This window comes from Peptoclostridium acidaminophilum DSM 3953 (assembly GCF_000597865.1).
In the GTDB taxonomy this organism is placed as follows: domain Bacteria; phylum Bacillota; class Clostridia; order Peptostreptococcales; family Peptostreptococcaceae; genus Peptoclostridium_A; species Peptoclostridium_A acidaminophilum.
This window is the reverse complement of record NZ_CP007452.1, coordinates 490,006-501,544: the sequence shown is the minus strand read 5'-3', so window position 1 is coordinate 501,544 and position 11,539 is coordinate 490,006. Positions and strand designations below refer to the sequence as shown.

Sequence of the window (11,539 nt, the reverse complement as noted above, 5' to 3'; positions counted from 1 at the left end):
AATCCTTGTTATTTACCGCCGCGCCGAGCTGCCAGAAGTCTTTCCATCACGTCATCATGCGGATTCGCGCCCCGGTAATCAGTGGTGCAATTTTCTTTTACCGTCTGGTAAATCTGAAACCATAGATTGTTTGCCTGCTTCATAAAGTTTTGACTCATTGCCACATAGGGTGAGGGAATTGCATTACCGGTGGTCGGATGCTTTGCCAAAAAACCAAATTCAGTGATACATTCCTCGCACTGGATCCAACGGGAAACACTCATGGCATACTGCTCCAAAAGCTGTGTCGGGATATGCACGGCACAGCCGCGTTCATTGAGCCATGTCCAGGTCTTTTGAAAGATGTCTACGGCCATGAGCTGCTTACCGTTTTTCTGCAGTGCAGATAGATATTCTCGTGGCTCGGGCATCGTCATGCCACTTAAGTCAGCGGTATCTGTAAATTCAACTACTGTTAATTTACGATGGCCTGGGTTGCCTTCTTTGAGTTTATCGGTCAAGGCTTTCTTCTTTTGTCCCGAGCCGGGGCGCGCTCCACCATGTCCGTTTGCCATAGGCTTCACCTACCTTTCCTAAAATTACGGGGCATATACCCCTCTTGAAACCGCGATTTCACGCGCGAAGCCCCGCGCCGCTGTCCATCTGAAAAAGTTTTGGAGATTTTACCGCCCCCACCGGTCACCGTCTCGAACGGTAATGGATGAGTGACAGGACTTACACAGCGACATCAGATTGTCCGTTGCATTGGAACCGCCGCGCGAAAGAGGTAGGATGTGATGCACCTCTTCAGCAGGCACTAACTTGCCATGCTTCTTACATTCCTCACATAAGGGGTGAGCTTTGATGTAGCGGTCTCGTATGCGTTTCCATTTACGGCCGTAGCGCTTGTTGCTTTCCGGATCGCGTTCATATTTGTTATAGCGAGCGTTGGCCTCCCGCTGATGCTGTTCACAATAAAGACCATCGGTCAGATTTGGACAGCCGGGTTGTTGGCATGCACGCTTTGGTTTCCTTGGCACTTTGTCACCTCATTTCAGGAAATACAAAAGCCTCCGCAGGATTGCTCCCACGAAGGCTTCTCTTCATGCTATTTTTCTATTGTAATGATAACACGCAGGCTATAGTGACAAACAGTGACATTTACTGACTCGTTTCAGGAACCTTAATCAAAGAGACGGCTAAGTCATGCATACGATAGACATGACGCACATTATATCCCATGTCCACCGCGATTTGCTCCCAAGATTTAAAACACAGGTAGCGCAGTTCCAAAAGCGTCTGACATTCCGTATTGTCCACCGCTTTGATGATGTCTATGATTTCTCGTTTCAAATCAATAAGCCGATCAATGTCTCGGTCGATCTCAGCTTGCATGTCGATGATTTTAGCAACCGAATCCGCCATCGTTGACGTAGCGCGATTGGGATTCCTAGGCATACCTGTCAGCGTGTGGGTTGCTTTGGTGGCCAGCTCATTAAGAGAAGCTACTTGCTCCAGTTTACTGTTGATCCGCTGATCCAGCCGAAACGCTTGCCCAAGATAATTTTTTGCGTTCATCATGCCACCTCCGCATTCAGCTTTCGAATCAGCATTTCCGGATCGATACTGGTCAGCACTTCAAACCAGTCCGAACGGAAAAACCTCTCTACTTCCTGTTTTTCTGATAGTGCCATGTTGTTATATGGATGCTTTGCCAGCCTTCTTAAAGCATCTCGATAATCCTTGACCGCTTGCAGGATAATGGCGTTTGCCAGTTTTGTATATTCATCCTCTGTGTGGTAGTTATCAATTGTTGTTTGATTCTGATGCATACGCTTTACCTCCGTAAAATTTAAATTTCACAGTGAGGCATTGCAGCAGTGTGCTCGTGTATGCATAGCTCTTATATCTTAAATGCAGCTTCTGCAGTATATTCTAATTCATTGTTCATTGCGGAGGGCAAGCCCCGATTGCTTCAGTACTGCCCGCACCTCATCAACTGTGCGCACGACCACAGCCGTACCACCAGCAGCTTGGATTTTCTTGATTGTTGCTCTCTGCAGCTTTGTTACCTTCCCGGCCTCTGTCTTTACCTCGAATGCATAGAACCGGCCATTAATGCAGGCAACGATGTCTGGAATCCCTGATGTACCATAGAGCCCGCCATGCTCTTTCCAACAAAAACAGTTTGGCACAGTTTTTAAAAAGCGAAGTATTAAATTTGTGATATCCTTTTCCAACATCCGTTTTCTCCTTCCTGTAACTTGTAACCTTGTAACTCCTAAATCTATAGGTCTACATATTTTTACGTGTATACGCACGCGCGCACGCGATAAGAAAAAATCTCGTTTCCTGCGTAGCTCTAATTTTTTAGGTTATGAGGTTACAAGTTACAAATTATAAAGGTTCAATTTCTGTGATTTCAAAGCCGCTGACATCGCATCGTTCCTTAAGCAGCGTGTAATCCAGCGTCCATACCTTGCGGTTTTCTGTACCCAGTCGCTTTTGAACATTGCTTTCCAGAAAGAATTCGCAGTGCTGCAGTTGTTTCTTAAACTGTGCGTAGGTCAAGGTTTCTCCAACAATGGCATAATCCTTACGATATTTGGTGTAACGGTCATACACGTGATTAAGCCAAAGGGCCAGCACCTTACCGTCCTCGCAGATTGAGTACTCACTTTTTGGATCCAGCCCCATGCGGGACATGATCTCCAGCGTCTGCTCAACGACACTTTTATTGCTGGTATTGCCATCCAGCAGATATTCTTTGGCCGCATACTCCAGATACTTTCGACAGGTTTCCCGGTTATACGGAAACACCTCCTGCCAAGATAAGCCGATAGAAATACACAACTTTTCAATGAGACATAGTCCTACGTAGCAGCAAGCCAGATTATTGATTACTCTGGTAGGTAGCTCCTTTGCAAAGCTTTCGAGGCCTTCCTCATACCATTTTTGCACCTCGGAAAAGCTTGCTTGTAATGCCATCTCCAGAAGACTTCGTCCGAAGCTTCCAAGAAGCTCAGGCTTTGCGCACAGTCTTGCGAAGTTTGCGCGATATTCCGCTGGCCTTAGATCCTTCTTGGAAAACAGCAGCTCTATGCTTCGCTCCCTGACCGCTGCTTCATCTGCCGATTCCTCACCGGCGACAACCAGCGGTGCCAAAAGCTCATAGCTGACGGTGGTTTGATCCGCACGACCACGTATGCCTTCATGGCCGTCATAGCTGTTACGAAAATGGTTATACAGCGCATCCAGCTTGTATTTATCGAGCTTGGAAGGCTTGAACTCATCCAGTGCCTGGGGTATCAGGTTTGAAGAAGCCGAGTCCTTCATCAGGGTAAAGGCGGTCGTCTGGCCTGCTGCAATGACCTTTGTCCTTGAAAATACAGGCAGAATCACGCGCTCTAATGTATTGCTTTTACCGCTGCCAGCTTCGCCGATCAGCATCAGGTGCGGAAACTTGACATTGTTATGCCTTAAATGCTCTTTGATAAAACACCCTGCCATCCACGCAAGCACTGACACTGTTTTGGCAGGCTCGTTATATGATATGAGCCACTCGCCGAGCTTTTGAAGCTGCTCCTTTTTCAGCAGGTCGGATTTGAGGATTTCCGTATCAATACTTTTGTATTTTTCAAGCTGTACCAAGTCTGGAACCTGAACCTCTCCCGCCTCCACTGCACCCTCCGTAGCAACAAAGACCAGACGTTTTTCGTGCCTATAGATTCCCACCGCCTTAACTCCTGTTTTCGTAGGCCAATCCAGCTCGGAAATATAGCCTTTGAGCAGCTCCAGATCGCCATCCGAGCCAAAGTAGCCAAGGGCTATGGTTCGACGATTGAGTATGCTTTTAAACTTCTGCTGATTGGCAAAGTCAGTGGTCATAAAGGTCAAACGAAAGGTTTCACCGCGTATGGTAAGAAGATCCGCAGTGAGCTGTGTTTCCTCCTCTGCCACGATCATCTCGACCGGCTGAAATAGAAAGTTGGTAATGGGGTAGATGTTTTCACCCTTGGAGCGGAAATACCGGCCATCATATTCGAAAATAACCGCGTCACCACCGGGGCTGTAGGTGGTTTCCGTCGCTTCGATTGCCTTGTTCAGCGTTTCCTCGCCATACGTAGCACCGCTGGCATGATGCTTTTCATCCCATTTGTCCCGGTACATAGCGGACCGCCGAAAAAGCCTGTCCATTTGCTCTTTGTCTTTTCCGGACCAGAAGGCAAGCTTACAGCAAAGGGATAAATCCGCCTCCGACTGGCTTGCAAAGCTGTCCTGCCATTTCCCTTCCCATAGTAGGGAGAAGGCTTCGCCGTCACCTGACTCCAGAGCCCTTTCCAGCAGCTCCTCGTCGGTAAGGGAGATCGTTTTTGACTTGCTTTTTGCTTTGCTCTTTTTCTTATGTTTCTTTTTCGGCCGGATATAGGTTTCATGAATCCAGCTTAGCGTGCCATTGTCAGCTGCGATTTCATCGGGCGCATTAGGGAGCTTCTGTCCTGTCATGGTGAAGTAGCGCAGACTGCCATACATCTCCACGCCGGTGGTGGTATTTTTATTGCCACCTTCGGGCATGGTGCCTTTGAATAACAGATGTACACCCTTGCCCGATGGCGAGTATTCTGCATAGGTCGGCTGCTTGGCAAGTATGGCTGTTGCGATCTCATTAAATGTCCCAGTATCCGTGTCACAGCAGTGGTCGATGTCTACTCCAATGAACTCATCGTCCTCTGTAAAAACGAATCCCAGTCCCGTATAGCCATAGCGCTCCAGTGCGTCGGCGGCTGTTACATAGTCTGTCCAGGTATCCGGCTTGTTGGAAGATGCCGTCTTGCCGGTGGTAGGATTGAAGGGCACCTTTTTATCCTTACCACCTGTTTTATCCGGAACCAAGCGCCAACAGATCCACTGCTTTCGCTCAGTAAGCTCCTTTGGATAACTCATCGGCTGACACCTCCTTGCAATCCGTATCAAAGTAACGAAGCACCAGCTTTCGGCGCTTTGCTTTTTCGATTTCCACTGCCATGCCCGCAGTGATTACATCACCGAACACCCACACCCGCGTACACTTGCTCATCAGAACCATGCCGAAGAACAAACCGAGGTCACGTTCTTTACGATTGGTATCATCAAGAAACTGAGGAAACAGAAGATGCGGTGCAAGGGGTATGTAGTTTTCCTGTACCGCAAATCGGCTGTAGCGGCGAGCGTTCGTGGTATTTCTCTCAATGTCCCCTGCATAGGGAGAGCAGATAAACACCAGCGGTCGAAATGGCTGCTTCTTTGCTTCGTGCTCGATATTGGTTAACGCTTCATAGGCTGTGGGATCGTAATATCCCTCAGCATTGAATTTGTTAATGCTCATCGCTACACCTCCAGTTCCTTTAAGTTGCCAAAGCTATCGCCGACCGCTGCTTCTGCGACAATCGGTACATCAAACTCAGGGAAGGGCTTTGCTTCCATACAAGACTTGATAAATCTCACTGCCTCATCCACCTTATCGTTTGGCATCTCAAATATCAACTCGTCGTGGATCTGTAAGAGCGGCTTCAGCCATGGTCTTTCGGGAAGTCCGGCGATAACGCGACCACAGACCAGCTTCAAAATATCTGCCGCTGTGCCTTGAATCGGTGTATTGAGTGCACAACGCTGTGCAAAGGAGCGCTTACCCCAATCCTCAGAAAGCATGCTGATGAGATACCTTCGTCTGCCGAGCCATGTTTCGGTGTAGCAGGTATTGGCAGCGCTTGTTTTCGTCTCGTTTTGCCATTTTGCTAAGCCGGGATATCCGGCCTTGAGGTTATTGATGATGGTCTCACATTCTTCTTTTGTTGTATGAAGTCCGGCCTTGAACTGAAGGGTGCGCTGCAGCCCATTGGCAAACAAGCCATAAAATACTCCGAAGTTACAGTTTTTTGCGATGGTGCGCCGTTCCTTATAGCCTTTCGCATTTTTATCTACTGCCTCAGCAAACGGAATGTTATAAATGACCGAGGTGGTCTGCGCATGGATATCTCCGCCGGTGCGGTAGGTTTTCAGCATCTTTTCATCCCTGCAGTAAAATGCACCCACACGAAGCTCGATCTGGGAGAAGTCCAGAGAAAGAATCACCTTACCCTCCGGTGCAACAATAAAGCTTCGCACGCCTACTGGGTCATTGTCCTTCCTGGGGCAATTTTGAAGGTTTGGATTTCTTGCTGCAAAGCGTCCGGTTTCGGTTCCCAGCGGCATTAAGTCCGGATGTATTCTACCGGTGGCAGTATTAATGTGCTGCAAATAGCCGTCGATGTAGGTGCTTTTGAGCTTGCCCCATTTGCGGTACTCTTGAATTAAATCAAACAAACGTACCAGCTCCGGTTTGTTCTCTTGGCACCAGTCGCGAAGCATAATCAGCGCTTGATCATCGGCAGCCTCCTGATATTTCTCCGTTGTTTTTAATACCGGTAATCCGAGGTCTTTATATAGATACTGTTTAAAGGCGGAGGTGCTAGCATTGGCTCCAATATGAATGCCTCCAGTTATAGCATCAATTTCGGTTTTCATCCTTGACAGCTGTTCCTCCGCTTTAGCCTGCTTTTTGAGCATGGTAGCCTTGTCCATTGGGATCCCGTTATATTTCATGATGCCGCAGTAAACCGCTGTCGGCGCTTCAATCTTTTCTGCTATATATCGATGCGAAGGGAGGAAGCGATCAAACCAGCCATTAAAGCGATGATACAGTCGCAGCGTATAATCCGAGTCGGCACAAGCATAGCGGATTGTCTCCTGCTCCTGCGGATCCAGTTCGTCAAAGTGGCGGCCGCTGGTTACCGTTTGAAAATCCGGCATCTCTGCACCGAAAAGGGAGGTGGCCAGTAATTTCAGACCGCTGTCGGAAAGACCACGAAATTCCCACTTCGATTTCAGTGTCAATTGTGCAGCGGCAATAGTATCGTAGCATGGGGCCTGGAGTACGATGCCTTGGGCATATAAAAACATGGCTTCAAATGCAAGGTTATGAGCGACCTTCGTTACTTGGGTGTTTTCAAATAACGTTTTTTTTAAATATTGAAGAATGACATCAGGATTTTCCGCATTTTTACCCACCTTATGAGTCAAGGGCACATATACGGCACTACCCTCCGCTACTGAAAAGCTCATGCCGGTGATCTGGGCTTTATGTGCATCCAAAGCCGCGCGCTCATCTTGTCGATACTTTTCTGTTGGTGAGGTTTCAAAGTCAAAGGCTATGAGCTTAGCACCTTCCAAATAGGCAGCAATCTCGTCCAGCCTTGTTATGCATTTATATTCCATATTGGCTCCTATCTGCTGCAGGAGGCCGAGCGGAAAAGTACCCGCCCGACCTGCAGCTTTTATGTTAGACGAGAGGCTCTATAACCTCTCCGGTTTTGGGATCGACATTTTGTGTCAGACCATCGCCAGAAGGCTCCGCATCATAACCAACACGGGTACTAAAGGCTTTGACCTGCTCGGATAGCACATTTACCAAGGCATACTCCTCAGGTGTCAGGTTGCGATCCACGGTGAACTGTGCCTGTGAAAAGGCAATGCCACTTGAATTTGTGGCTTTTTTCAATGTAAAGCGCGTAACCACCGCATTGGACTTCTTACCTTTGGAAAGCAGGCGCATCAGGTAACGGGTAAAGTCCTTCAAGGAACCGGTTGGGAGTGACAACAGCATCGGGAAGATTTCGCCCTCACGCAGCAGATAAATGCGGCGACGATTCTTGCAGGCTTTTCCGCTGCCTTCACCGGAGCCAAACTGGTTATATGGACAGGTGTTACAGTTGCCGCCCGGGTCTCCCTCACCGGTGATGCCGTCAAAGGAACCACAATCGGGAGGATTAGAGCCGCCGGTGTATTTGTTTTTGTAGTAGGCATAGAGCGGGTGATGATAAAGGATCACTGCTGAAAATTCCTTGACCGCTTCGGGGTTGTTCGGATCTTCACTGGGGATTTCAAAGACCGTACTGCCTGCGGCAGGGATTTTGATGCGTTCAAAGCTTCCGGTAAGGCCTGCCAGCTCATCGGAAAGTGCAATAGATAAATCAAAGTCCTTCAACTTCAAAAAGGTGCTGTTATTTGTGGTAAGCTCGTTGTTTTTCATAGTCTTTTTTCCTCGCTTTCTTATTTACGGGTCGCCTTGCGGACGCCCACAGTGGTTTTTTCAAATACATTTACCAGCCCGTTTAGCCAGTCCGGAAGGGTATCGTTGTTTTCCGCGATCTGCTCTTTTACGAAAGCAGATAGTGAATTGGCATTAACGGTCTCATAGATCAGCCCGCCAAAACCTTCAGCGCGCAAGGCTGCAAAAAGCTCATCTTTGCGGTCCGCTGCAGCAGATGCGCGGGTTGTGTTGGTTAGGCAAAACATAACGCCGGAGCGGGTAAAGTTTTGTGTTTCTGATTCCAGCATGGCTGTTGCCAAGCTAAAGTCCACTTCGTCAAGCTCGGTATTAATTGACTTTAGCTGCTGCTCAAGCTCCTTTTTCGTGTCTCGCAGTTCTTTCAGGCGATCTGCAAGTTCAAACATTTTCTCTGAATCGTACATAGGTATCTCCTCTCTCTTATTGGAATGGATTCAGTCCCGTTCTGTAATCGTCCACCAGCATTTTTGCAAGATTAGCCTTGTTCTTCAGTGCTTTTAAGACCTTCTCATCTACTGTTCCGGTGGCTGTTAAATAAATGTAGGTGCAGGGCATTCGCTGGCCTGCTCGGTGAATCCGGGCTTTTGTCTGCTCAAAGTTGCTCATGGAATAATCCAGCGAATAAAACACCATGGTGCTGGCCGCCGTAAGTGTGATGCCAAGACCCGCCGTTGCGATCTGCCCAACGAATACAGGAACATTGGGATCATTTTGAAATTGTGATACCTGTTCGTCGCGGTTCTTCACGCCGCCCATGATGAGCGAGTGACGCACACCCTTTTTATCCAGCAGCCTGCAAATGGCGTTTAACTCCGGCACAAAGCGCGCAATAATAACCAGCTTCTGGTTTTCTTCCAAAGCTGAATCGATAATATCCTCCAGCACCTCCAGCTTGGCCGTACTGACTTGTTCAGTCGATGCGCTCTCATCACTGCCTAAAAAACCGCCGGTTAGTTGGGATAGCCTTAACAGCTTCGTCAGAACGTTGGTAATCGTAACCTCGCCCTTTGAAAGCTCCGCATAGCTGTCCTTGACAAGATTTCGATAAAGACGCATCGCATGCGGCTCCAGCTCGACCTTGCGAACGATATCTGTTATATCCGGTAAATCGAGACACTCTGCTTTTGTGGCACGATATGCAATGGAATGCATCCGCTCGGTCAGTTCCCGCTCCATCGACTTTTTAAGTACCGGTGTATGGTTACCGTAACCAACCATGTTAAAATACCGATTCCGGAAGGCATAGAAGCTTTGACCGAATATTGCAGGATTTAAAAACTTGTATTGGCTGAACACATCGATGGCTTTGTTGGTCACCGGCGTGCCAGTTAATAACAGCCGGTACCGCGCTCCGGCCCCAAGTCGGTGCATGGCTTTACTTGCCGCTATGTTATGGGTTTTGATCTTGTGCCCTTCATCCGCAATGATCAGTTCCGGATGCCACGCAGCAATCTCCTTTTCCAGCCGCCACGCTGATTCATAGTTGATAACCGCGACCTGAAGCGCATCGCCATTCAGGTGTCTTAAGGTATCGATTTTCTTTGCACCGGAGCCGGTCAGCACCGCAAGGTTATAGTCAAAGGCCGCAAACTTGGAGAATTCCTCCTGCCAGACACCTAAGATGGATAGCGGTGCGACAATCAGAACGCGGCGTATGCGATTTTCGTCATACAGCGCTCCCGCCACAGCGATGGCTGTAAGGCTTTTTCCTGTGCCTTAGTTAACCCATTTCCATCAGGAGTGCAGCTCCACAGCCTTTGGAAATGTTCATATGCATCACCTCGCTTTCTTCTTTGAAAAATGAATCCTTGCATGTTCTGCTTGTGAGGGTAAAATTTCAAGGTTTGCTGGATCATTGTTCAGCTTGTTCCCGTCGAGGTGATGGACAACCTCGCCTTCTTTAAGCGGCCTGCCAAGTATCGCTTCAGCAATCCTGCGGTGTTCATGCTTTCCCAGTAATTTTCTATAAGCTTTGCCTTCACCAGTACCCCGCATAGCATGACTGCGTTTGATACGTGCTTCCATTACGCCGCCGGGTTGGTTCATGGGATTGGTGCTGCTGTTGTATTCCGACATGCGCTTCGAATTCCACTGACGAAAATGCTCTACACAGCAGAAATTATTTTCACAGACTTGGGTTTCCGGCTTTAGGAAAGGCTTGCCGCAAATCCGGCAGGTCACCTCGACCTTTGGCATCGGAAGCACCTCCCTCCGCAAAGAGGCCAAAACACTTACAAACGAAATTGAAGGCCTCTATTTGATGGCGGTAGGCTTTCGCCTTAATAGTCATTGGGATTTTCGGAGTGGGGTCACGCTCGTTCATCTTCGTTACCCTCCTCCGGCAGCTCTGAAATCGATACACGCTCAACGCTATCGCCGGGGACGATTACCATCACCCTGTGCTTTTCGCCAAACATTCGCTTCAGAAGCCGCTCCCGTAGGGTGACCGTCTGATTTTTAACAACACTACCTTCAAACGGTGCCCTACGGATGCTGATTTTTAGCTCATGCTTCATCGCTCTTACCTCTTTTCTGGAGAGCGGTGTTGTTGTTCTCTCCATAGGTAGCTCACGGCAGAAGCGAATCCGCAGGGTCTATTTCAGATTTTCTTTCAGTTTTTTATAAATGCGGTTTAGTCGATCGCGTATTGCGCTTTCGCCGACGCCTTCTTCACGGGCGATGCTTACGATGGTGCGCTTCTCGAAAAAAACTTTTTTGATGAGCTCCTGCTGCTGCGGCAAAAGCTGGTCAATGGCTTTATACAGCACTTGGTATTCCTCGTTTTTGATACATTCGGCTTCGACATCCACGTTTGCTGGGAATAGATTCCCGTCAAGATTAAATGCGTCCAGTGAAGCATGTCGGCGGGTTTCTTTTTGATTGACATTGCGTTCCAATCGGTCAAGCTCGATGAGTATGTCATAATCGCCCTCTTGAACTTCGATAGTGATGGTTTCTTTGTTGAAGTGGTAATCATATTTCATTGTTCGATATCTCCTTTTTGTTTTTCCGGAGAGCCGGAAACAGGAGATATCGAAGATGCTTGATGAAACGGAAAAAGGCCGCAAGTATCCGCTGTTTCCAGCGCTACTCCGGCCTTAGTGGTGGCTGTTTATAGCCCCAAGTGACTCAGTCAGTAACTACTATTCAGTTGTCATGAGATTCGCGTTAAGCTCCTCTTTTTCTTCGTATTGCCGCTGCCTTTTCAACTTTCAATGTTGAAAAATCTACATGATAGATGCGACCGCATCTTGGACACTGGCACGAGATCTTAATGTCAGCTGGCTTGTCCGCAAGAGTTTCGCCCTTCTCACACCATGGACACTGCACGACGATGGGAAAATGAATTGTATTACTCATAGGCTTTTAACCTCCTTTCTGTCATAAAGACCTTGATTTTTATTACTGCTTGTG

The 11,539-nt window shown here is 48.1% G+C and carries 16 protein-coding genes and 1 pseudogene; all 17 read right to left on the bottom strand.

Going from position 1 to position 11,539, the window contains the following annotated elements; genetic code table 11:
- Nucleotides 1-8: 8 nt before the first annotated feature.
- Nucleotides 9-554 (bottom strand): P27 family phage terminase small subunit, encoded by a 546-nt coding sequence (locus EAL2_RS02605; protein ID WP_025434866.1) that lies wholly within the window; start codon nt 552-554, stop codon nt 9-11.
- A gap of 108 nt (nt 555-662) precedes the next feature.
- Entirely contained in the window at nt 663-782 is a 120-nt protein-coding gene (locus EAL2_RS16110; protein WP_330375824.1) for an HNH endonuclease, read from the bottom strand.
- A 14-nt stretch (nt 783-796) separates the two neighbouring features.
- A complete protein-coding gene (locus tag EAL2_RS16105; protein WP_330375835.1) occupies nt 797-952 on the bottom strand; it encodes a hypothetical protein in 156 nt (51 codons plus the stop codon).
- A gap of 188 nt (nt 953-1,140) precedes the next feature.
- Complete coding sequence (locus EAL2_RS02595; protein ID WP_330375780.1) at nt 1,141-1,560, bottom strand: DUF1492 domain-containing protein; 420 nt, start codon at nt 1,558-1,560, stop codon at nt 1,141-1,143.
- Nucleotides 1,557-1,811, bottom strand: a complete 255-nt coding sequence (locus EAL2_RS02590) for a hypothetical protein (protein WP_025434863.1) — start codon at nt 1,809-1,811, stop codon at nt 1,557-1,559. Before EAL2_RS02590 ends, EAL2_RS02595 begins: the two co-directional genes overlap by 4 nt.
- A gap of 108 nt (nt 1,812-1,919) precedes the next feature.
- Nucleotides 1,920-2,222 carry a VRR-NUC domain-containing protein gene (locus tag EAL2_RS02585; protein ID WP_025434862.1) on the bottom strand — a complete coding sequence of 101 codons (303 nt, stop codon included), beginning with the start codon at nt 2,220-2,222 and terminating at the stop codon, nt 1,920-1,922.
- 154 nt (nt 2,223-2,376) lie between these two features.
- A complete protein-coding gene (locus EAL2_RS02580) occupies nt 2,377-4,923 on the bottom strand; it encodes a phage NrS-1 polymerase family protein (RefSeq protein ID WP_038601629.1) in 2,547 nt (848 codons plus the stop codon).
- Nucleotides 4,898-5,344 (bottom strand): DUF7768 domain-containing protein, encoded by a 447-nt coding sequence (locus EAL2_RS02575; protein WP_025434861.1) that lies wholly within the window; start codon nt 5,342-5,344, stop codon nt 4,898-4,900. The genes EAL2_RS02580 and EAL2_RS02575 overlap by 26 nt, the downstream gene beginning before the upstream one ends.
- Before the next feature lie 2 nt (nt 5,345-5,346).
- Nucleotides 5,347-7,272, bottom strand: a complete 1,926-nt coding sequence (locus EAL2_RS02570) for a bifunctional 3'-5' exonuclease/DNA polymerase (protein WP_025434860.1) — start codon at nt 7,270-7,272, stop codon at nt 5,347-5,349.
- A gap of 64 nt (nt 7,273-7,336) precedes the next feature.
- Entirely contained in the window at nt 7,337-8,086 is a 750-nt protein-coding gene (locus EAL2_RS02565) for a hypothetical protein (RefSeq protein WP_025434859.1), read from the bottom strand.
- A 20-nt stretch (nt 8,087-8,106) separates the two neighbouring features.
- Nucleotides 8,107-8,529, bottom strand: coding sequence for a gp33 family protein (locus EAL2_RS02560; protein WP_025434858.1), 423 nt, complete (start codon nt 8,527-8,529; stop codon nt 8,107-8,109).
- A 16-nt stretch (nt 8,530-8,545) separates the two neighbouring features.
- A complete protein-coding gene (locus tag EAL2_RS16060; protein ID WP_330375823.1) occupies nt 8,546-9,010 on the bottom strand; it encodes a C-terminal helicase domain-containing protein in 465 nt (154 codons plus the stop codon).
- A gap of 81 nt (nt 9,011-9,091) precedes the next feature.
- Nucleotides 9,092-9,829, bottom strand: a pseudogene (locus EAL2_RS16055) (SNF2-related protein); the annotation flags it as partial.
- 72 nt (nt 9,830-9,901) lie between these two features.
- Nucleotides 9,902-10,321, bottom strand: a complete 420-nt coding sequence (locus EAL2_RS15630) for an HNH endonuclease (RefSeq protein WP_084480896.1) — start codon at nt 10,319-10,321, stop codon at nt 9,902-9,904.
- Between the two features lie 113 nt (nt 10,322-10,434).
- A complete protein-coding gene (locus tag EAL2_RS02540) occupies nt 10,435-10,686 on the bottom strand; it encodes a hypothetical protein (RefSeq protein WP_242842482.1) in 252 nt (83 codons plus the stop codon).
- A 33-nt stretch (nt 10,687-10,719) separates the two neighbouring features.
- Nucleotides 10,720-11,109, bottom strand: a complete 390-nt coding sequence (locus EAL2_RS02535; protein WP_025434854.1) for an RNA polymerase sigma factor — start codon at nt 11,107-11,109, stop codon at nt 10,720-10,722.
- Between the two features lie 184 nt (nt 11,110-11,293).
- On the bottom strand, nt 11,294-11,485 hold the full coding sequence (locus EAL2_RS02530) for a hypothetical protein (RefSeq protein ID WP_025434853.1): 192 nt from the start codon (nt 11,483-11,485) through the stop codon (nt 11,294-11,296).
- Nucleotides 11,486-11,539 lie beyond the last annotated feature (54 nt).